This is a genomic window from Streptomyces sp. NPDC002884 (assembly GCF_040295245.1).
Classification (GTDB): Bacteria; Actinomycetota; Actinomycetes; order Streptomycetales; family Streptomycetaceae; genus Streptomyces.
On sequence record NZ_JBEOVB010000034.1, the window covers coordinates 1 to 19,474 of the forward strand.

The 19,474-nt window shown below is 72.3% G+C and carries 22 protein-coding genes; 9 read left to right on the forward strand and 13 right to left on the reverse strand.

Annotated elements, in window-relative coordinates:
• On the reverse strand, positions 1–1,241 hold a 1,241-nt coding region (locus ABT070_RS38250; protein WP_351767523.1), incomplete at its 3' end, for a maltotransferase domain-containing protein.
• 75 nt (positions 1,242–1,316) lie between these two features.
• Entirely contained in the window at positions 1,317–1,616 is a 300-nt protein-coding gene (locus tag ABT070_RS38255; RefSeq protein ID WP_351767524.1) for a DUF5133 domain-containing protein, read from the reverse strand.
• A 299-nt stretch (positions 1,617–1,915) separates the two neighbouring features.
• Here ABT070_RS38255 and ABT070_RS38260 point away from each other — a divergent pair, with 299 nt between their 5' ends.
• Positions 1,916–2,434, forward strand: a complete 519-nt coding sequence (locus ABT070_RS38260) for a pep a2 (RefSeq protein ID WP_351767525.1) — start codon at positions 1,916–1,918, stop codon at positions 2,432–2,434.
• Between the two features lie 53 nt (positions 2,435–2,487).
• Positions 2,488–4,641, forward strand: a complete 2,154-nt coding sequence (gene glgX / locus ABT070_RS38265) for a glycogen debranching protein GlgX (RefSeq protein WP_351767526.1) — start codon at positions 2,488–2,490, stop codon at positions 4,639–4,641.
• A 10-nt stretch (positions 4,642–4,651) separates the two neighbouring features.
• Here the strand turns inward: glgX and ABT070_RS38270 are convergent, their stop codons facing one another.
• A complete protein-coding gene (locus tag ABT070_RS38270; RefSeq protein ID WP_351767527.1) occupies positions 4,652–5,455 on the reverse strand; it encodes a VOC family protein in 804 nt (267 codons plus the stop codon).
• A 106-nt stretch (positions 5,456–5,561) separates the two neighbouring features.
• On the opposite strand from ABT070_RS38270, the gene ABT070_RS38275 reads away from it, so the two are divergent.
• The gene (locus ABT070_RS38275) at positions 5,562–5,906 is read left to right on the forward strand and encodes an ANTAR domain-containing protein (protein ID WP_351767528.1); all 345 of its coding nucleotides are present in this window, start codon (positions 5,562–5,564) and stop codon (positions 5,904–5,906) included.
• A 33-nt stretch (positions 5,907–5,939) separates the two neighbouring features.
• Here the strand turns inward: ABT070_RS38275 and ABT070_RS38280 are convergent, their stop codons facing one another.
• Positions 5,940–6,731, reverse strand: coding sequence for a SigB/SigF/SigG family RNA polymerase sigma factor (locus tag ABT070_RS38280; RefSeq protein WP_351767529.1), 792 nt, complete (start codon positions 6,729–6,731; stop codon positions 5,940–5,942).
• A 278-nt stretch (positions 6,732–7,009) separates the two neighbouring features.
• Here ABT070_RS38280 and ABT070_RS38285 point away from each other — a divergent pair, with 278 nt between their 5' ends.
• From ABT070_RS38285 to ABT070_RS38300, 4 genes are all read left to right on the forward strand, one after another.
• Complete coding sequence (locus ABT070_RS38285) at positions 7,010–7,480, forward strand: MarR family winged helix-turn-helix transcriptional regulator (RefSeq protein WP_351767530.1); 471 nt, start codon at positions 7,010–7,012, stop codon at positions 7,478–7,480.
• Positions 7,477–8,328, forward strand: a complete 852-nt coding sequence (locus ABT070_RS38290) for an ABC transporter ATP-binding protein (protein ID WP_351767532.1) — start codon at positions 7,477–7,479, stop codon at positions 8,326–8,328. The genes ABT070_RS38285 and ABT070_RS38290 overlap by 4 nt, the downstream gene beginning before the upstream one ends.
• Complete coding sequence (locus ABT070_RS38295; RefSeq protein WP_351767533.1) at positions 8,288–9,148, forward strand: ABC transporter permease; 861 nt, start codon at positions 8,288–8,290, stop codon at positions 9,146–9,148. The genes ABT070_RS38290 and ABT070_RS38295 overlap by 41 nt, the downstream gene beginning before the upstream one ends.
• 191 nt (positions 9,149–9,339) lie before the next feature.
• Positions 9,340–9,861, forward strand: a complete 522-nt coding sequence (locus ABT070_RS38300) for a hypothetical protein (protein WP_351767534.1) — start codon at positions 9,340–9,342, stop codon at positions 9,859–9,861.
• A 66-nt stretch (positions 9,862–9,927) separates the two neighbouring features.
• Here the strand turns inward: ABT070_RS38300 and hemC are convergent, their stop codons facing one another.
• The 9 genes from hemC to ABT070_RS38345 form a co-directional block, all read right to left on the reverse strand.
• Positions 9,928–10,863 carry a hydroxymethylbilane synthase gene (gene hemC / locus ABT070_RS38305; protein WP_351767535.1) on the reverse strand — a complete coding sequence of 312 codons (936 nt, stop codon included), beginning with the start codon at positions 10,861–10,863 and terminating at the stop codon, positions 9,928–9,930.
• Positions 10,864–11,065: 202 nt separating this feature from the next.
• The gene (locus ABT070_RS38310) at positions 11,066–11,539 is read right to left on the reverse strand and encodes a GNAT family N-acetyltransferase (RefSeq protein WP_351767536.1); all 474 of its coding nucleotides are present in this window, start codon (positions 11,537–11,539) and stop codon (positions 11,066–11,068) included.
• On the reverse strand, positions 11,536–12,054 hold the full coding sequence (locus ABT070_RS38315) for a hypothetical protein (RefSeq protein WP_351767537.1): 519 nt from the start codon (positions 12,052–12,054) through the stop codon (positions 11,536–11,538). The genes ABT070_RS38310 and ABT070_RS38315 overlap by 4 nt, the downstream gene beginning before the upstream one ends.
• Positions 12,055–12,133: 79 nt before the next feature.
• Positions 12,134–12,910, reverse strand: a complete 777-nt coding sequence (locus ABT070_RS38320; protein WP_351767538.1) for an NPP1 family protein — start codon at positions 12,908–12,910, stop codon at positions 12,134–12,136.
• A gap of 154 nt (positions 12,911–13,064) precedes the next feature.
• Positions 13,065–14,045 (reverse strand): ATP-dependent DNA ligase, encoded by a 981-nt coding sequence (locus ABT070_RS38325; RefSeq protein ID WP_451102448.1) that lies wholly within the window; start codon positions 14,043–14,045, stop codon positions 13,065–13,067.
• Positions 14,046–14,127: 82 nt separating this feature from the next.
• The gene (locus tag ABT070_RS38330; RefSeq protein ID WP_351767539.1) at positions 14,128–14,817 is read right to left on the reverse strand and encodes a response regulator transcription factor; all 690 of its coding nucleotides are present in this window, start codon (positions 14,815–14,817) and stop codon (positions 14,128–14,130) included.
• 34 nt (positions 14,818–14,851) lie between these two features.
• Positions 14,852–16,000 carry a sensor histidine kinase gene (locus tag ABT070_RS38335; RefSeq protein ID WP_351767540.1) on the reverse strand — a complete coding sequence of 383 codons (1,149 nt, stop codon included), beginning with the start codon at positions 15,998–16,000 and terminating at the stop codon, positions 14,852–14,854.
• Positions 16,001–16,112: 112 nt separating this feature from the next.
• Positions 16,113–17,153: a zinc-dependent alcohol dehydrogenase gene (locus tag ABT070_RS38340; protein ID WP_351767541.1), complete on the reverse strand. Its 1,041-nt coding sequence runs from the start codon at positions 17,151–17,153 to the stop codon at positions 16,113–16,115.
• A 126-nt stretch (positions 17,154–17,279) separates the two neighbouring features.
• Positions 17,280–17,540, reverse strand: coding sequence for an SGNH/GDSL hydrolase family protein (locus ABT070_RS38345; protein WP_351767542.1), 261 nt, complete (start codon positions 17,538–17,540; stop codon positions 17,280–17,282).
• A gap of 514 nt (positions 17,541–18,054) precedes the next feature.
• Between ABT070_RS38345 and ABT070_RS38350 the strand changes: the two genes are divergently transcribed.
• On the forward strand, positions 18,055–18,576 hold the full coding sequence (locus tag ABT070_RS38350; RefSeq protein ID WP_351767543.1) for a MarR family winged helix-turn-helix transcriptional regulator: 522 nt from the start codon (positions 18,055–18,057) through the stop codon (positions 18,574–18,576).
• On the forward strand, positions 18,548–19,405 hold the full coding sequence (locus ABT070_RS38355) for a response regulator transcription factor (RefSeq protein WP_351767544.1): 858 nt from the start codon (positions 18,548–18,550) through the stop codon (positions 19,403–19,405). The genes ABT070_RS38350 and ABT070_RS38355 overlap by 29 nt, the downstream gene beginning before the upstream one ends.
• Positions 19,406–19,474 lie beyond the last annotated feature (69 nt).

The following is a 19,474-nucleotide window of genomic DNA, read 5'->3' on the forward strand; positions in this document are numbered from 1 at the left end:
AAGGCCTCGGCGAGGAAGATCACGTCGGGGTCGGCGCGGTTGATGTCCGCGATGACCCGCTCCCAGAACACGACCGGCTTGGTGTGCGGGTTGTCCACGCGGAAGATCCGCACCCCGTACGACATCCAGTGCCGCAGGACCCGCACCGTCTCGGCGATCAGGCCCTTCATGTCCGCGTCGAACGCCAGGGGGTAGATGTCCTGGTACTTCTTCGGCGGGTTCTCGGCGTAGGCGATGGTCCCGTCCGGGCGGTGGTGGAACCACTCGGTGTGCTTGTGCACCCAGGGGTGGTCGGGGGAGCACTGCAGGGCGAAGTCGAGGGCGATCTCCAGACCGAGCTCGCCCGCCCGCTCCACGAACCAGGCGAAGTCCTCGATGGTCCCGAGGTCCGGGTGGACGGCGTCGTGGCCGCCCTCCGGCGAGCCGATCGCCCACGGCACCCCGACATCGTCGGGCGCGGCGTTCAACGTGTTGTTGCGGCCCTTGCGGAAGGTCGTGCCGATGGGGTGGACGGGCGGCAGGTAGACGACGTCGAAGCCCATCGCGGCGATGGCGGGGAGCCTGCGCGCGGCGGTGCGGAACGTGCCGTGCGGGCGCTCGGCGGTCCCCTCGGAGCGGGGGAAGAACTCGTACCAGGCGCCGTACAGGGCGCGTTCGCGCTCGACCAGCAGCGGCAGCGGCTCGGAGGCGGTGACCAGCTCCCGCAGCGGATACCGGCCGAGCACGGCGTCGACCTCCGGCGTCAACGCCGCCGCGTAGCGCTCGGCCACCGGGACCGAGTCGTCGAGCAGCTTCTTCGCCGCGTCCCGCAGCAGGGTGCGTTCCGGTCCGCGCGGGGCCCGGGCGGCCGCCCGCTCGTGGAGCTGACCGCCCTCCTCCAGGACCAGACCCGGGGCGATCCCGGCCGGGATCTTGATCTCCGCGTGGTGGCGCCAGGTGGCGATCGGGTCGCTCCAGGCCTCCACGGTGTACGTCCAGCGGCCCATGGCCTCCAGGGTCACATCGGCTCCCCACCGGTCACTGCCGGGGGTGAGTTCGCGCATCGGTGTCCAGGGCCCGCGGCCGCCGTCGGGGTCCTTGAGGACCACGTTGGCGCCGACGGCGTCGTGACCCTCGCGGAACACCGTCGCGGAGATCCGCACCGTCTCCCCGGTCACGGCTTTCGCCGGCCGCCTACCGCACTCCACGCGCGGTTCGACGTCCCGTACCGGGATACGGCCGATCGCCCTGGTGGACTTCACCCTTGCACCTCCGCTGGCTCGAAATTGGCTTCGTCCGCCCGGTGTTGGGCGAACGGACTGCACCTGCGCGCCGGGCTACGTCTCCGCGGGCAGGCAGGGGAGCGGCCGGGTCGCGGAGAGCCGCGCGACGCCGTTCCTCCGGCTCAGGCTCCAGCGCTCCCGGTGCAGGGCGTCCACACCGGCCCGCAGATACTGCTCGGCGGCGTCCGCGGCCTCCCGTGCGCAGCGCTTGCCCATCAGCACACAGAGGGTGTAGCCGCAGTCCTCGAACGCGGCCCGCGCCGTGCGGTCGTCGGGCCGCGCCAGCATGTCCCGCTCCCAGGCCCGGTAACTGCGCAAGGTCCTGGCGACTTCTGTCTTCGCTGGTTGCAGCATCGCGCTGTGCACCTTCCGGGAGTTCAAGCAAGAGGGAGGTCGCTCGAGGCGGCCGGGTCGGCCCGTTGCGCGGAGGCGCGAAAGTGTCGAACCCTGTGAGGCCTTCACTTATGGTGCACGGCGCATCACCCAACGTCCTGTTGGATCTTGGTTGTGGTGTGCTCGTGTTGCACGAATGGCGTAGCAGCCCCACTGTGGTTGTGACTCTGAAGCGATTACCGCTCACGCTTCGTATTGGGGAACTCTGGCCCGTCGGGCCGAGCAGGAGTGGGAGCCTCGCCGGTGAGGAGCGAACGACGATGAAGACAGCAGTCCCCTGCTACTACCACCTCGATGTGGACGTCTGCCCGGAACGGGTCGGACAGGTCAGGCGGATCCTGGCCGCCCATCTGTCCCACTGGAACCTCGAAACACATGTGGAGACCGTCTGCCGCGGCGCCGAGATGCTGCTGACCGCTATCGACGAGCACGCCACGGACAAGCACACCTCGATCGAGATGTGGTGGAACGGGCAGCACCTGATCACGGCCGTCGGCGGTCACGACCACCGGCTGCGTCCCGACCAGGACCTGCGGGCCTGTCTGGAGCGCATCGCCGTGATGAGCGACGGCTGGGGGTGCTGCGCCACCGGCGCCGGGAGCCAGGTCATCTGGTTCTCCCAGCGGGCCCGCTCCGGCGAACGCGTCCCACTGGTGCCGACCGCGCCGGCGCCGAGCCTGCGCGAGGTGCGTCAAGTACCCCGCGAACTGCCGGTGGCGGCCCTGGCCGCCCCGGTCACGGCGGGCCGGGCGCACGGCGTCCTGGTGGCCGCCCGGTGACCTCACGGCCGAACCGGAAGGACCGCAGGACCCGGACGGACCGTACGGACCGCATGGACCGTACGGACCGTACGGACCGCAGTGCCGGGGTGCCCGCCTGGAGCGGGCACCCCTTCCCGCTGGGGGCCGACTTCGACGGAGAGGGCACCAACTTCGCTCTGTTCAGCGAGGTCGCCGAACGCGTCGACCTCGTCCTGGTCGACGACGACGGCACCACCCGCGGTGTCCCGCTGACCGAGGTCGACGGCTTCGTCTGGCACGCCTACCTGCCCGGGACCGGTCCCGGGCAGCGCTACGGCTTCCGGGTGCACGGGCCGTGGAACCCCGGCTCCGGCCACCGGTGCAACCCGGCGAAACTGCTCCTCGACCCCTACGCGCGCGCCGTCGACGGCCAGATCGACAACCACGCCTCCCTCTTCGAGCGGGCCGGTGACCGCCCCGACCCGGCGGACAGCGCCGGGCACACCCTGCTCGGCGTGGTCACCGACACCGCCTTCGACTGGGGCGACGACGAACCGCCCAGGCGCCCTTACGCCGACACGGTGATCTACGAGGCCCATGTACGCGGCCTGACCCGCACCCACCCCGAGGTTCCGCCCGCCCTGCGGGGCACCTACGCCGGCCTCGCGCACCCCGCGGTGACCGAGCACCTCACCTCGCTGGGCGTGACGGCGATCGAGCTGATGCCCGTGCACCAGTACGTGCAGGACGGTGTGCTGACGGACCGGGGCCTGTCCAACTACTGGGGCTACAACACCATCGGCTTCTTCGCCCCGCACAACGCCTACGCCGCCCACGGCACCCGCGGCGAGCAGGTCACCGAGTTCAAGTCCATGGTGAAGGCGCTGCACGCGGCCGGCCTGGAAGTGATCCTCGACGTCGTCTACAACCACACCGCCGAGGGCAACGAGAAGGGCCCCACCCTCTCCCTGCGCGGCATCGACAACGCCTCCTACTACCGGCTCGTGGACGGCGACTGGGCGCACTACTACGACACCACCGGCACCGGCAACAGCCTGCTCATGCGGCACCCGTACGTCCTTCAGCTGATCATGGACTCGCTGCGGTACTGGGTGACGGAGATGCATGTCGACGGCTTCCGCTTCGACCTCGCGGCCACCCTCGCCCGCCAGTTCCACGAGGTGGACCGGCTGTCCGCGTTCTTCGACCTCATCCAGCAGGACCCCGTGATCAGCCGCGTCAAGCTCATCGCCGAACCCTGGGACGTCGGCGAGGGCGGCTACCAGGTGGGCAACTTCCCGCCGCTGTGGTCGGAGTGGAACGGCCCCTACCGCGACGCCGTACGCGACTTCTGGCGTGCGGAACCCGGCTCGCTGGGCGAGTTCGCCTCCCGGCTGACCGGCTCCTCGGACCTGTACGCCCACAGCAGGCGCCGTCCGCGCGCCGGCGTCAACTTCGTCACCGCGCACGACGGTTTCACCCTGCGTGACCTCGTCTCGTACAACGACAAGCACAACGATGCCAACGGTGAGGGCAACCGGGACGGCGAGAGCACCAACCGCTCCTGGAACTGCGGGACCGAGGGACCCACCGAGCGCCCCGCGGTGCTCGCGCTGCGGGCCCGGCAACAGCGCAACCTGCTCGCCACGCTGCTGCTCTCGCAGGGCATCCCGATGCTCGGCCACGGCGACGAACTCGGCCGCACCCAGGGCGGCAACAACAACGCCTACTGCCAGGACAGCGAAGTCTCCTGGGTCGACTGGCGGTTGACCGACGAGCAGCGGAGCCTGGCGGACTTCTGCCGTCGCCTCGTCGCGCTGCGCGCCGCCCACCCCGTGCTGCGGCGGCGCCGCTTCTTCCGGGGAGAGACCGCCAGACGCGTACGTCAGCCGCTGCCCGATCTCGTCTGGCTGCTGCCGGACGCGCGCGAGATGACGGACCTCGACTGGCAGCGCGCCGACGCGCACAGCGTCGGCGTCTTCCTCAACGGCGACGCGATCGCCGAACCCGACCCGCGCGGCCGGCCCGTCGTGGACGACTCGTTCCTGCTGCTGTTCAACAGCTACTGGGAGCCCGCCGTCTTCCGGCTGCCCGAGGCCGCGTACGGCGAGCGCTGGACGGTGTGCGTCGACACCGCGGAGCCCGACGGCCGCCCGGACGAGACGGAGTACAAGGCGGGCGCGGAAGTGACCCCGGCGGCCCGCAGCCTGATCGTGCTGGCCCGGCCCCCGCGCCGTTCCGACTGAGACGGCCCGCTCAGCGCCCCCGGCGCGAGGTCACCGTGAACTGGGCGCCGTCCGGGTCACGCAGCACGGCCTCGGCGGCGGTCTCGATCAGCACGCTGCCGCCGTGCTTCTCCGCAGCCCGGGCACAGGTCGTCACGTCCGCGACGGCGAAGTGGACCTGCCAGTGCGGACGGATCGTGGGGTCGGGCGCCGCCTCCAGCGCGCCCGACTCGATCCGGGCGACGACATCGCCCCCGCTGCGCAGCACGACCTCGCCACGTTCGTAGTGGACCTCGACGCAGCCGGGACGGTCCGTGGCCCAGTCGAGGATCTCGCCGTAGAAGATGGCGGAGTCGAAGGCGTCGCGGGTGTGGAGCCTGATGAAGGCGGGCGCGTCCTGCCGCCAGGCCTCCCAGTTGCCGATCAGCTCGCCCTCCCAGACCCCGAAGGTCGCGCCGTCCCGGTCGGCCAGCAGGGCAGCCCGGCCCGGCGGCAGCGAGATCGGGCCCACGGCCACGGTCCCGCCGCGCTCCCGGGTCCGGGAGGCTGCGTCGTCCGCGCTGGGCACGGCGAAGTACGGCGTCCAGGCGACCGCCATCTGCCACATCGAGGCGACGGCCGCCACCCCGGCGACCGGGACGGTGCCGACCAGCGCCGTCCGGAAGTGGTCGCCGAGCACGCCCCGGCGCCACTGCCAGCCCAGGACGGCTCCGTAGAAGCCCTGCGTGGCGTCCAGATCACGACTGGTCAGGCTCACCCAGCAGGGCGCACCGAACACGGAGTGCGTGGAGACGGCTCCCCGTGCACCGGGGGCGGATGTGGGGCGACGGTTCATGGCACTCGCGTTTCTGGTCTCTCGGCCGGCGGGCGGGGGCTACCACCAGTGTCCGGCCGGAACCGTCCCGGGCGCCTGCCGAGCGACCCGGTGGCACGATGGAGCGGTGGCACGAGTACCGCGCGGAACGGCCGACGAAACGGCCCGGATCTTCGCACTCCAGGAGGAGGTCGACCAGCTGAAGGAGGCGGTCGCCTCCCACGCCGTGGTCGACCAGGCGATCGGCGTGATGGTCGCCCTGGGGCGGATGACGCCCGACCAGGGCTGGCTCGTGCTGAAGGAGGTCTCCCAGCACACCGACATCAAGCTGCGCAACGTCGCCGATCTGATCCTCGTCCGGGGGCGCACCGGAGAGATGCCCGACGAGATCCGGGCGCGGCTGGAGGAGCTCCTGGACCGGTACGGCCCCACCCAGATTCCCGGGTCGCCGCCCTTGCGTCCCTTGGAGTGAAGCCGCCGGGCGAGAGGCCCCTCGGACCGGCGGTCAGTCCGTCTCCGCGGCGATCTCCTCGCGCAGCCGCGCGAAGCAGCCACTGAGCAGACGTGAGACATGCATCTGCGAGATGCCCAGCTGCTCGGCGATCCGGCTCTGCGTCATACCCGCGAAGAACCGCATGTACAGGATCGTCCGTTCGCGTTCCGGCAGGGCCCGCAGGCAGGGCGCCACGGCCACCCGGTCGACGACGGCGTCGTAGCCGGGATCGGGGTCGCCGAGGGCGTCCTCGAGCGCGTAGCCGTCGGTGCCGGGCAGTTCGGCCTCCAGCGACAGCGCGGAGAAGCACTCCAGCGCTTCCGCGCCGGTGCGCACCTCGTCCTCGGTGAGCTGTGCGTACGCGGCTATCTCGGTGATGGTGGGCGGGCGTCCCGGAGTCGTCTGCGACAGCTCCTTCGCGGCGTTCCGTACCCGGTTGCGCAGATCCTGGACCCGGCGCGGTACGTGCAGGGTCCACATGTGGTCGCGGAAGTGCCGCTTGATCTCACCGGTGATCGTCGGCACCGCGTACGCCTCGAAGGCGCGGCCGCGTTCCGGGTCGTAGTGGCCGACGGCCTTGACGAGTCCGAGGGCGGCGACCTGGTACAGGTCCTCGAGGTTCTCGCCGCGCCCCCGGAACCGGACGGCGATCCGCTCGGCCATGGGCAGCCAGAGGCGGACCAGCTCGTCCTTGAGCGCCTGGCGCTCCGGCCCGTCGGGCAGACCGGCGAGCCGCACGAAGGACTCGCCGGTGTCCGGCGCGTCGTCGTGGGGGTGCTGCTTCGTTCTGACGGTGCTACGCATCACGCGCGCCTTCCAGGAGGAATGCCGAGGGAGGTTCGGACACCGTGGGAAGCACGTACTCGGGCGGGCCGACGGGAGAGCACCCGGGACCGGCCGCTCGGCGGCATCCCACGGACGTGCCTCCTGTCCGAAGCACTAGCTTTCCGATTCCCGTCTTGGAGTAGCTTGAAACAGTTTCACCCTATTTGTTCCGTGTCGCTCTTGACTCTCGCTCGCGACTCCTCGCTCTTGACCCTTCCTTGGGTGGATTACCTCTGACACAGAGGTAATCTCGTCGCGTGGATCAGGAGCGATGGGACCAGGAGACGTTCCCCGAGGAGCTCGCCGACGCGCTCGTCGGCGTCCAGCGGCTGCTCAGGCGGCGGCTGCGGGCCGGCCTGACCGTGCCGCGGCTGCGCGGCGCCGAGGTCGAGCTGCTGCGCCTGGTCGAGGCGCGGCCCGGCATCGGCGTCTCGGACGCGGCCAGGGAGCTGTACCTGGCGGGCAACTCCGTCTCGACCCTCGTCAACCAGCTGGTCAAGGACGGTTATCTGGTCCGCGAGACCGATCCGGCAGACCGGCGCGTCGCCCGGCTGCTGCTCACCGAGTCGGCCGAGGCCCGGCTGCGGGCGTGGCGGGAGCGGCGCGCCGCGCTCGTCGGCCGGCAGCTCGCCCGTCTCGACACCGCCGACCGGGAGGCCCTGCGCGCGGCGCTGCCGGCCCTGCGCGCGCTCGCCGTCAACCTGCACGAGGAGGCCGAGGAGTCATGACGACCGACAACGCCACGGACGCCGTCGCCTGTACCGGGCTCGCCTACGCCTTCGGTGACACCAAGGCGGTCGACGGACTCGATCTGATCGTCCGGGAGGGTGAGGTCTTCGGCCTGCTCGGGCCCAACGGGGCCGGCAAGACCACCGCCATCCGCTGCATCACGACCCTGCTGCCGGTCCCGTCCGCGATGGTCCGCGTCTTCGGTCACGACGCAGCCGGCGACCGAATGGCCGTACGGCGGCTGCTCGGCTACGTCCCGCAGCAGTTGTCCGCCGACTCGGGGCTCACCGGCCGGGAGAACGTCTCCCTGTTCGCCCGGGTCTTCGACGTGTCGCGGCGCGAGCGCGCCGAACGCGTCGGCCAGGCGCTGGGCGCCGTCGGCCTCACGGACGCCGCCGACCGGCTCGCCGGCACCTACTCCGGCGGAATGGTCCGCCGTCTCGAACTCGCCCAGGCCCTGGTCAGCGCGCCCCGGCTGCTGATTCTCGACGAGCCGACGATCGGCCTCGACCCGATCGCCCGAACGGGTGTCTGGGAGCACATCACCGCCGTCCGGGCGGCCACCGGCATGACCGTCCTGGTGACCACGCACTACATGGACGAAGCCGACCAGTACTGCGACCGGGTCGGCCTGATGCACCGCGGCCGGATCCGCGCCCTCGGCACCCCCGCCGAGCTCCGGCAGGGGCTCGGGGAACGCCGGCGCGCCGAGGGCACGCCGGCCACCGCCCCGCTGCCGACCCTGGAGGACGTCTTCCGGGACGTCGCCGGCAGCGGCCTCGACGAGCAGGCAGGAGATTTCCGCGATGTCCGAAGCACCCGCCGTACCGCTCAGCGCGTCGGCTGACCACGCCCGCCCGCAGAACATCGACCTGCTGCTGCGGCCGCCCCGGCCCCGGGTCGGCTGGCGGCTGCTGCCGGCCCGGGTCGCCGCCCTGTGCGCCGTCGAACTGCAGAAGCTGCGCCATGACCGCACCGAGCTGTACACCCGGGCGGTCCAGCCCGCCCTGTGGCTGCTGATCTTCGGTCAGACCTTCACCCGCATCAAGGCGATCCCGACCGGCGGCATCCCCTACATCGACTACCTGGCGCCCGGCATCATCGCCCAGTCCGCGATGTTCATCGCCATCTTCTACGGCATCCAGATCATCTGGGAGCGGGACGCCGGCGTCCTCAACAAGCTGCTCGTCACGCCGACCCCGCGCTCCGCGCTGATCACCGGCAAGGCGTTCGCGGCCGGTGTGAAGTCGGTGATCCAGGCGGTCGTCGTGGTCGTCATCGCCGCCCTGCTCGGCGTGGCCCTGACCTGGAACCCGCTGAAGCTCCTCGGGGTCGCCGCCATCGTCGTCCTCGGCTCGGCCTTCTTCTCCTGTCTGTCGATGACCATCGCGGGCATCGTCCTCAGCCGCGACCGCCTCATGGGCTTCGGGCAGGCGATCACCATGCCGCTGTTCTTCGGCTCCAACGCCCTCTACCCGGTGGACATCATGCCGGGCTGGCTCCAGGCCGTCAGCAAGGTCAACCCCCTCAGCTACGAGGTGGACGCGCTGCGGGGGCTGCTCCTCGGCACGCCCGCGCACCTCGCCCTCGACTTCGGGGTGCTGATCGTGGCCGCCGCGCTCGGCATCGCCGCCGCCTCCTCGCTCCTGGGCCGGCTGGCCCGCTGACCCGGCCCGGGAACGTGATGTGCGGCACGCCCGCGACGAGCCCTTTCGCGGCCCGTCGGCGGATTCTTCCTGCGCACGGCTTGATCAGCGATCAAAAGGGATGAATTCCCTGGCCACAGCGCATTCTGCTCATTTGACAGTGCGATCGGCGCACGGATAGGAAGCAGCCGGTAGAAGTCGAGAGGTGGACTGTGTACGAGCCGAACGTGGTCGGGGACTGGCAGGAGTACGACGAGCATGCCGGTCTGCGGGTCAGCGTCCACCGCCTGGAGCAGAGCGAGCCGCCCAGGGGACGCGACGACGCGGCCGAGGGGCTGACGTACTTCTGCCTGCGGGTGACCGTCGAGAACCGGGGCGGCAACCACTCCACGATCCACCTCGAGGACGGCCAGATCGACGTACGGCTCGGACCCGAGGGCGAGAGCGCGTTCATCGACTGGCGCAACTCGCAGTTCATCGAGGGCTTCGACATCTACCCGCTGCGCCGGGCCACCGCCGTGCTGTACGCGGCGGGACCCGAGGCGTCGCTCGGCCAGGTGGACGTCCAGATCCAGCTGCGGGTCGACGACGACTGGGCCGACCGCCGGTTGTGGACGGGCGGCATCGGCCTGGCCGAGGGATCCGGCGGGGCCCCGGCCGGGGCGGGGCGCGACAGCCTGGCCCGTCAGGTCAGCAACTTCCTGCGCGACCAGGCCGAAGAGGGCAGCGCCTGAGCGGCGCCGCCCTCTTCGATCGACCGATGAGCCGATGAGTCAGTGAGACGGCTGGCCGGCGGACGGTCAGTGCGGGATGCCGTCGATGATCTCGCGCGCGCCCTGACGCAGCAGTGACACCGCCACCGACGTGCCGAGCGTCGCCGGGTCCAGCGGCCCGGCCCACTCGTGGGCGTTCAGCCGGGTCTTCCCGTCCGGGGTGAACACACAGGCCCGCAGGGACAGTTCGCCGCTGCGGTCGACGCGCGCGAAGCCGGCGATCGGGCTGTTGCAGTGCCCCTGGAGCACATGCAGGAACATGCGTTCCGCCGTGGCCTCCCGATGGGTGGCCGGATCGCCCAGCCCGCTGACGACGTCGATGACGTCGGTGTCGCCCTCGCGGCACTGGAGGGCGAGGACGCCCGCGCCGATCGGCGGCATCATCGTCTCCGGCGACAGCACCTCGCTGATGACGTCCTGGCGCCCGATGCGCTCCAGGCCTGACACGGCGAGCAGCAGCGCGTCCGCCTCGCCCGCCGCGAGCTTCTCCAGCCGCCGGTTGGCGTTGCCCCGGAAGGGCACGCACTCCAGCTGGGGATGGGTGGCGGCGAGCTGGGCGACCCGGCGCACCGAGGAGGTGCCGATGCGCGTCCCGGCCGGGAGCTCGTCCAGGGTGCGGCCACCCGGATGCACCAGGGCGTCGCGGATGTCGTCCCGCTTCAGGAACGCGGCGAACACCGTGCCCGCGGGCAGCGGCCGGTCGGCAGGCACGTCCTTGACGCAGTGCACCGCGAGATCCGCCACGCCTGCCAGCAGCGCCGCGTCGACCTCCTTGGTGAAGGCACCCTTGCCGTCGACCTGGGACAGGTCGCCCATCCACTTGTCGCCGGTCGTCTTCACGGGGACGACCTCGGTGCGCACACCGGGATGCAGGGCGGCCAACTCCGAGCGCACACGCTCCACTTGGGCCAGCGCCATGGGCGAGTCACGGGAGACGATACGGATCAATTCCGGAACGGACATGCGGGACACGATAGACCCTCGGGGACCGTGCCCCGTGCCGCTCGCCGGTTTCGGCCACGGGCGGCCGGCCCGTCGACGGCGGCTCCGCGGACACCCGGACGAGGGGCCGGCGACCGCTTCCGCGCCGTCGGGAGGTCACGTCCGGAGGTCTGCTCCGGGAGGTCAGGTCCGGAGGTCTGCTCCGGGAGGTCAGGTCCGGGGGTCAGGTCCGGGAGGTCACGTCGAGGACGAAGCGCCGTTTGTCGGTGCCGAGGGCGCCGAGCCGGGCGTAGAAGCGGATCGCCCCCTCGTTCCACGCCGGGGTCTGCCACTGCACCTCGCTCATGCCCAGGCTCCGGGCCTGGGCCGCCACGGCGCCCGTCAACAGGGCGCCCAGACCCAGCCCGCGGTGGCCGGGGACGAGGAACAGACAGTCCATGAGGAGGTACTCGCGGCCCTCCCAGGTGGAGAGCTCGGGCGCGCAGGTCGCGTAGCCGACGATCTCGCCGTCGGCCAGTTCGGCGACCAGGCAGTACAGCCGGGGAGTCGGCGCGTCGAAGAGGAGCCCGGCCAGCCGTTTCGCGAGGTCGGGCACGGGCGGCGCCGCGCGCTCGTACTCCGCGTGCTGGGCGGCGAGTTCGGCGACACGCGCCAGATCGGACCGTTCGGCGTGCCGGACCCGTGCGACGGCGCTCACCTGACGTCCCCCTCGACCGTGTCCGCGCCCCAGGCGGCCAGCCGCTCCGGGAGGGGGCCGGTGCCGTCCAGGACCTGCCGTGCGAAGGCGTCGCGTTCATGGGCCAGGACGGCCGCCTCCCACACGCACGGCGCCAGCCCCGCCCGCCCCGGCCGCAGTTCCGCCGGCCGGTCGGCCGGACCCGTGAACACCGCCAGGTCCGACATGTGGCCCTCGATCCAGGTGTGAACGAGGACATAGTCCCCGTCGCCGCCCGCGTGCACCAGCACGACGGCCAGGCCCAGCGATCCCCGCAGCGCCCCGAGTTCCAGATGGCCGGCGGCGACCCGCAGCGCCTCGACGGCGGCGGGCTCCGTCACCGTCCGCCCCGGCGCCTCGAGCGCGTATGCCTTGACCAGGTGCCCGGCGACCTCTCGCGTGCCCAACGGCCGTGCGGCGCGGGCGTGATGACTGTCGGCGAGGGCGAGCAGCTCCTTCGCCGGCACGGCCGGCGGCAGTTCGTCGTGAAGATCCATCCGGACATCATGGGGCGTGCGTGCGCCGCCGTCCACGGGTCGGGGAGCGCGCACCCCGACCGCGGACGGCGGCCATGGCTCACGCGGCGGGATCGAAGGCGATCCCGGACGGCTTCGCCGAGGAGAGGTGGTTGTTGAAGTTGGCGTCCTTCAGGCCGAAGTTGGCGCTGCCGAAGTTGTACGCGCTCAACTTGTCACGCAGGCCCGCCGGGTAGCCGTTCCAGCCGACCAGCGGCGGGTACTGCCAGGTGCCCTTGTGGTTCTCCGGCGGCTCGTCGTTGGAGTTCGCGAGCCGGAAGCAGTGCGTGCTGATGCCGTCCTTGTGGTAGACGACCTTCGCGTGCGAGCCGTCGAAGCGCACGCCCGAGGCCGCCGTCACCGTGAACGAGCCGTGGTTGGACGTCGAGACGTACTGCACCTGGCCGTTCTGCACCCAGATCACGACGTGCTCCCAGTCGTGCCGGTGCCCGCCGATGCTGCTGCCCGCCAGGGCCTGGTCCTTCTCGAAGTAGAGGCCGTACAGGTACGCGCACCAGCCGTTGTTGCACTTGTAGCGCGAGTAGCTGTTGGTGTTGTCCAGGTCGGAGGCGTCCCGGCAGCTGCCGTTGAGGGCGCCGGTCGGGTTCAGCCCGCCGTTGATCGTGCCGTCGGGGCCGATGGCGGGCGTCGAGTAGCAGCCGTCCGTGTCGTAGTCGAACGCGGGCTGGTACGTCAGCTCGGCGGCTTCGGCGTTGGACGGCAGGGCCGTCGGCGGGGCGGCGAAGGCCGCCGACGGGAAGGCGACGACGAGTGCGGCGGCACCGGCCAGCCCGGTCAGCCACCTCCTGCGGTGGACCTTGAACTTCGATGACGACACTGCGTCCTCCTCGGGGTTCGGGCGCAGCCGAACGGCTGTGTGGGGAGAGGGAGTTGAAAAGCAGCTCAGCTTCCCCGGTTTTCCCCTCCACGCCAAGAGGTCGCAGGCGTATCAGTGGTGAAGCACAGCCCAATAGTTGGCTGCCGAGGTGAGGTCAGGCGGATATGTCCGGCAGGTCCGCCGCCGACTCCTCGGGCGTCAGGTCAGGCCGCAGCCGAAGCCAGGACGGCTGGCGCAGCAGTCCCGCCCGGGTCCGCGTGCTGTACCGGACCTCGCCGACCAGCCTGGGCAGGACCCATCGCGCGCCCGGCGCCTGCGGTACGGCGTCGAAGGGGCACTCGTCGGTCGAGGCGGCCCGCAGGAGTGCCGCGAGTTCCACCCGCTCGGCCTCGCTCCAGCCGGTGCCCACCCCGCCGACGTACCGCAGCCCCGTGGCGGCCCGCTGCCCCACCAGGACGGCGCCGGGCAGCCCGGTCAGCCGTCCCTTGCCCGGCAGCCAGCCGCCGACCAGGACGTCCGCGACACGCATGTTCCGGATCTTGATCCAGGCCCGGGAGCGCACCCCCGGCTCGTACGCCGAGTCCAGACGCTTGCAGACCAGCCCCTCCAGGCCGTGCGCGCGGGTCGCCTCCAGGGCCTCCCGCCCGTGTCCGACCAGGGCCCGCGGCGTCGACCAGAACGGCCCGTCCAGCGCCAGCGCCTCCAGCCGGGCCCTGCGCCGCGTGTACGACAGCGGGAGGAGGGACTGCCCGCCGAGATGCAGCACGTCGAACAGCACGAGGTGCACGGGGGCCGTCGCCGCCAGCCGCGCGGCCTTGCCCGGCGCCTGGACCAGGCCCATCCGGGACTGGAGCAACTGGAAGTCGGCCCGGCCCTGTCCGTCCAGGGCGAGGACCTCGCCGTCCAGCACGGCAGGCGTGGCGCCGAGCGCTTCGGCCAGTGGCCGCAGCTCGGGATAGGCGCCGGTGATGTCCTCGCCCGAACGGGCGCGCAGGGTGAGACTCCCGTCTCCGGTGAGGTACACCACGGCCCGCTGCCCGTCCTGCTTGGTCTCGTAGGCCCAGCGTGCGTCCTGGGCGGTGGGCGGCAGCCGGCCCGGGGTGGCCAGCATGGGGGCGATGCGAGGGAGGGTCACGGGTGAGTTGTGGACGCGGCCGGGCCGCAGCACGCGGAAGAGGCCGCGGTTTCGCCTGAACGGCGCTGTGCCGGTCGCGCGCTCAGTGGTCGCCGTGCAGCGGCTCGGGCGCCCGGACCAGCCCCGACCGGTAGGCGATGACGACCAGCTGGGCGCGGTCCCGGGCGCCGAGTTTCGTCATGGCGCGGTGCACATGGGTGCGGACCGTCAGCGGGCTGACGAACAGCTCGTCGGCGATCTCGTCGTTGGAGCGGCCCTGCGCGACCCGGGCCGTCACCTCGCGCTCGCGGGCGGTGAGTCCGGCGAGGTCGTCGGGGGAACCGGGCCGGGCGTCCTCCGCGGGGGAGGCGAGGAAGCGGGCGATCAGGGAGCGGGTGGCGAGCGGGGAGAGGAGCGAGTCCCCGGAGGCGACGGTGCGGATCCCGTCGAGAAGGGTGTCGGCGGTCACGTCCTTGCCGAGGAAGCCGCTCGCGCCGGCCCGCAGCGCCCGGGCGACGTACTCGTCGATCTCGAAGGTCGTCAGGATCAGCACCCGGGTGTCGGACAGGTCCGGGTCGGCGCAGACGACGGCGGTGGCGGCGAGGCCGTCGGTGCCGGGCATGCGGATGTCCATCAGGACCACGTCGGGGCGGTGCAGCCGCGCGAGATCGACCGCCTGGGCGCCGTCGCCTGCCTCGCCCACCACCTCCATGTCGTCGCAGGTGTCGATGAGGATCCGGAAGGTCGCCCGGAGCAGGGCCTGGTCGTCGGCGAGCAGCACGCGGATGGTCATGGCGTCCGTTTTTCTGTGGGGCCGGGCTCGGCGTTCACCATACGCACGACAGTTCCACCTCGATGACCGTCGGCCCGCCCGCCGGACTGGTCACCCGCACGGTCCCGTCGAGCGCGGCGACCCGGCGCCGCATGCCCAGCAGCCCCGAGCCGGCGCTCTCGTCGACGCCGCCGCACCCCTCGTCGCGGATCCGCACGCGCAGCCCGGTCCGGGAGCGGGCCAGCACGACCTCGGCCCGGTCCGACCCGCTGTGCTTGGCGGCGTTGGTCAGCGCCTCGGCGATCACGAAGTAGGCGGCGGACTCCACCGCGGCCGGCGCCCGGGGCCCGTCGGGCAGCTCGTCCGTGCGTACGGTCACCAGCAGCCCGCTGCTGCCCGCCAATGCCCGTACGGCCCCTTCGAGTCCCCGGTCGGTGAGGATCGGCGGATGGATGCCGCGTACGACGTGCCGCAGTTCGGTGAGGGCCTCCTCGGCCTGGTCCTGCGCGTCGGACAGCAGCTTGCGCGCGGTGTCGGGGTCCGCCCCGTACGCCCGCTGGGCCAGCCCGATCCGCATCGACAGCGCGACCAGCCGCGCCTGGGCGCCGTCGTGCAAGTCCCGTTCGATGCGGCGCAGTTCGGCGCCGTGCGCGGCGACCGCGTCCGCCCGGGTCGCGGTGAGCTGCTCGACCCGTCCGGCCAGCAGCGCCTCGGGGGAGGGCCTGAGCAGGGCGGCCGACCAGCTCGCCTCCAGGTCGGCGAGCCGGACGAGCAACGGCAGGACCAGCGCCTCGCGGCCCAGTCCGCGCCGCACACCGTCGACGAGGAGGCCGGCCGGCCACAGCGGCAGCACGAGTACCGTCAGCCAGCCGTAGACGTAGTACGCCCCCAGCCAGCGCAGGTCGGTGAGCGTGCCGGGATCCCCGACGGCCGTCCGCAGCCGCTCGCGGAGCGGGCCGGTGACCGTGCGGTACGCCTCCGGTATCTCCCGGCCGGTCCAGGACGCCGTCGACCGCCGTTTCGCCCCGGCGATCCGGCGGATCAGCAGCACGGTCTCGGGCAGCAGCCAGATCCCGACCCCCGCGACCGCGCCCGTGGCGGCGATCAGCAGGACGGTGATGAAGAGGTACGACCCGAAGGCCATGGCGGCGGCCAGGAGGAGGTGGACCGTGGCCCGTGCCGCCTGTCGCAGGGTCGCGCGCATGGAGTGCCGTTCCTCTCGTGAAGAGAAGCGGGGGAGGGGGACGGTGACGGAGAAGGACGCGGGCCGCCGGCCGGTGGGCATTCCCGGACCGGCGGGCCCGCGTGCGGAGTTCCTAGTCGTCCAGCGTGACGACGATCTTCTCCGCCGCGCCCGGGGTCAGGGCCAGTTCGAAGGCGCGGCCGGCCTCGGAGAACGGGACGCGGTGGCTGATCAGTCTGGCGAACCGCTCCTGGTGCTCGACCAGTTCCGGGGTCACCTCGAAGATCTCGGTCGGGTAGCCCTGGGAGGCGATGAGGGTGAGCTCGCTGCGGAGCATGCCGCCGAGGTCGATCTCGCCCTTCTTCTGCACGGCCACCATGACCAGCTTCGCGTGCCACTTCGCCGACTGCACCACGGTGTTGAACACCGCCGGGGCGCCGGCCGCGTCGATGAAGATGTCGGTGCCCGGCCGGGGCTGGCCGAGGGCGTTGGCGCTCTGCCCGTGCAGTTCGGTGAGCCGCGCGGCCACGTCCTCCTCGGCCGAGTGGATGACGGCGTCCGCCCCGACGGCCAGCGCCTTCTCCAGCCGGGAGGGGATGACGTCCGCGACCACCACGTGCTCCACACCGCGCAGCTTCAGCCAGATCGCCGCGCCCAGACCGATCGGACCGGCGCCGAACACGACGACCTTGTCGCCCGGTCCCGCCTCGGAGCGGTTGACGGCGTGCCGGGACACGGCCATCGGTTCGTTGAGCGAGGCCACGTCGAACGGCACGGTGTCGGGGAAGACGGCGACGCTCTTTCCGACCTCGGCGTTCTCGATCAGCAGGTACTCGCTCATCCCGCCGAACCTCCCGCCGCAGCCGATGATGCCGGTGGGCGCGTCCTGCGGGTTGACGACCACCCGGTCGCCCGCCTTCAGGCCGGCCACCTCGGCGCCGACCTCCACGACCTCACCGGCCGGCTCGTGGCCGAGCGCCACCGGGATCAGCTCGCCGCCCAGGTGGGCCCGGGCGGGCATGCCGCCCATGTGCAGGAAGGTGACGTCGGTGCCACAGATGCCGCAGGCGCGGATCCGTACGAGCGCGTCCTTGGGACCGGGCACCGGACGCTCGACGTCCACGACGTCGATGGTGCCGACCCCGCCGGTCCGGACGGACTTCATCGTGCTCATGAGGGAGCCTTTCTCACTGGGTGACTCGGTTGCTGGAGACAGGTGTTGCCGGGCCGGGGGAAGCCCCGACGCCGTCCGGGGGGACCGCGTCCCACTCGGCGGGTCGGCGCGGGGAGGCCGCGCACGTCAGACGCCGAGGGCCTTGAGCACGGCGTCCGCCGTGCCCCGCTCGCCGCGCTCGTTGGGGTGGACGGAGGAGGCCGGGGCTCGCGGTACGAGCGGTTCGACCCAGCGCACCCGACGGTCGGCGCAGGCGTCGCGCCCCACCGAGGGCGTGCAGGTGTCGACACAGCCGGCCCCGGCCTTGCCGGCCCGCTCCCGCAGCATCGTGTTGAGCTGCTGCTCCTTGTCGTGGAGGTAGGCGATGTCGCCCGCGGCCAGGCCCATTTCGGCGCCGCAGCCGGTGGTGCGCGGCGGCGGGGCCGCCGTCCTGGTCCGGGATGTCGGGACCGGCTGTGCAGGAGTCGCCCAGTGCCACGTACGGGCCGCTGGGCGGCGCGGAGCCGGGGGAGTCGTCGGGCCGGCCGATCACGAGCGCGCCGGCCAGCGCGGCTCGTACGGAGGTCTTCATGGCAGGAGTCCTGTCTGTCGTCCCGGGTGATCCACGCCGTGCAGCTGTGGTCGTGGAGCCGTGCTCGGCCGGGGAAGAAGCGGCCGGGGCGGCCGAGCGTGCGTGGAGGGGAAGCGTCCCGGGGCCCGGCGCCGGGCGGGGTGGGTGCCGGCTTGCCGGGCCCGGGGACCGCGCCGATCCCCGTCCCCACGGGTTCGGCGGCCGGGAGGCCGCCTCCGCTCAAGGCGGCCTCCCGGATTGCTTGAGTTAGGCAAACACATCTGGATTACTTGAGTCAAGCAAACCAGGTGATTTACTTGAGTCAGGCAACGAGGAAGGCAGGGTGAGATCATGTCCCACGCACAGCCGGCGGTGCCGCCCGCCTTGCCGGCGGCGGCCGAGATGGAGCGGGCCCTCACCCGGGTCGCCTACCTGGGTGCCCGGGCCCGGCAGCACGACCGGCTGGTCGCCATGGCCGGTGTGCCGCTCGACCGGGCCGCCGTCGCGATGCTGCGCCAGATCGCCGACCACGACCCCCTGCGGCCGGGAGAGCTCGCCCAGGTGCTGGCCGTCCAGGCCTCCCATGTCACCCGCCAGGTACAGCGGCTGCAGAAGGCCGGCTATGTCACCCGGGTCGCCGATCCCGACGACAGCCGCGCCCGGCGCATCCGTCTCACCCCGCGTGGCGAGGACGCCGTCGCGCGGCTGGGCGACGCGGGCGCACGCGGTATGCAACTGGTCCTCGCGCACTGGTCGCCGGACGAACTGCGCCGGCTCGCCGACCTGGTCCACCGCCTGGTGGACGCCTTCCTGGCCCATCCCGTCGACGAAGGGCACGCTGTCGATGCCGGTACGACGACCGCCCCACGGTGACGACGGCCGGGTCGTTCTCGGCGACCCCGGGAGCGCCACCGCCACCGCCCCCGCCGCCACCGCCGCACTCGCGGCCCGTCCGGACTCCCCGCGAACGGGTCCGCCCCTGGACGGCGCCCCGGGGGAGGGACCGTCACCCGCCCGCGGCGCCGCCCGGTCGATCCTGGTCGTCACGGGAGAACCGGACCTCGCCGAACTGCTCGCCGCCGTCCTGGAGCCGGCCGGCTACCGGGTGGGCCTCACCGGCACGGCCGCCGAAGCGCTGGCCCGGCTCGGCGCCCACCGGTTCGATCTGCTGCTCGTCGACATCGCCCGGCCGGAGCTGAGCGGGGCCGACGCGGTGGGCCGCCCGGTGCTCGCTCACCGGCCACCGGTGCTGTACCTCGCCTCCTGCGACTCCCTCGACCGGCTCCTGCCCGAACTCGGCCCGGGGGAGAAGGACTACGTCACCAAGCCGCTGCGGATGCCCGAGGTGCTGACCCGCATGCGGCTGCTGCTGCGCGGCGCCGCCCCCGGTCACCCGGACGACGCACCCGGCTACGGCGACCTGGTCCTCGACGACACCCTCCGCAGAGCCCGCCGCGGCACCCGCGACCTCGGCCTCACGCCCGCCGAGTACCGGCTGCTGCGTCACCTCCTGGTCAACGCGCACCGGGTGCTGTCGAAGGAACAGATCGGCCGGTGCGTCTGGGGTGACGTCCGCGGCGCCAACGCGATCGAGCAACTCGTCTCCCGGCTCCGGCGCAAGGTGGACCGTGAGGCGACCGCCCTGATCCACACCCGGTGGGGCTACGGCTACTGGCTGGGAGAGGAGCGCGGCGAGGACTGAAGGCGGGCGGTGTCACGAGGGCGCGGCGCGGCCCGGGGCGGCCATGTGCCCGTCCCCGTCCGATGCGGG

Excerpts from the sequence above, each read along its gene's own strand:
- ABT070_RS38295 (WP_351767533.1), top strand. The coding sequence starts at position 8,288 with ATGTCCGAAGCACCCGCCGTACCGCTCAGCGCGTCGGCTGACCACGCC.
- glgX (WP_351767526.1), top strand. The coding sequence starts at position 2,488 with ATGGACCGTACGGACCGTACGGACCGCAGTGCCGGGGTGCCCGCCTGG.
- ABT070_RS38330 (WP_351767539.1), bottom strand. The coding sequence starts at position 14,817 with ATGACCATCCGCGTGCTGCTCGCCGACGACCAGGCCCTGCTCCGGGCG.
- ABT070_RS38350 (WP_351767543.1), top strand. The coding sequence starts at position 18,055 with ATGTCCCACGCACAGCCGGCGGTGCCGCCCGCCTTGCCGGCGGCGGCC.
- ABT070_RS38340 (WP_351767541.1), bottom strand. The coding sequence starts at position 17,153 with ATGAGCACGATGAAGTCCGTCCGGACCGGCGGGGTCGGCACCATCGAC.
- ABT070_RS38335 (WP_351767540.1), bottom strand. The coding sequence starts at position 16,000 with ATGCGCGCGACCCTGCGACAGGCGGCACGGGCCACGGTCCACCTCCTC.
- ABT070_RS38345 (WP_351767542.1), bottom strand. The coding sequence starts at position 17,540 with ATGGGCCTGGCCGCGGGCGACATCGCCTACCTCCACGACAAGGAGCAG.
- ABT070_RS38255 (WP_351767524.1), bottom strand. The coding sequence starts at position 1,616 with ATGCTGCAACCAGCGAAGACAGAAGTCGCCAGGACCTTGCGCAGTTAC.
- ABT070_RS38355 (WP_351767544.1), top strand. The coding sequence starts at position 18,548 with ATGCCGGTACGACGACCGCCCCACGGTGACGACGGCCGGGTCGTTCTC.
- ABT070_RS38260 (WP_351767525.1), top strand. The coding sequence starts at position 1,916 with ATGAAGACAGCAGTCCCCTGCTACTACCACCTCGATGTGGACGTCTGC.
- hemC (WP_351767535.1), bottom strand. The coding sequence starts at position 10,863 with ATGTCCGTTCCGGAATTGATCCGTATCGTCTCCCGTGACTCGCCCATG.
- ABT070_RS38270 (WP_351767527.1), bottom strand. The coding sequence starts at position 5,455 with ATGAACCGTCGCCCCACATCCGCCCCCGGTGCACGGGGAGCCGTCTCC.
- ABT070_RS38290 (WP_351767532.1), top strand. The coding sequence starts at position 7,477 with ATGACGACCGACAACGCCACGGACGCCGTCGCCTGTACCGGGCTCGCC.
- ABT070_RS38280 (WP_351767529.1), bottom strand. The coding sequence starts at position 6,731 with ATGCGTAGCACCGTCAGAACGAAGCAGCACCCCCACGACGACGCGCCG.
- ABT070_RS38315 (WP_351767537.1), bottom strand. The coding sequence starts at position 12,054 with ATGGATCTTCACGACGAACTGCCGCCGGCCGTGCCGGCGAAGGAGCTG.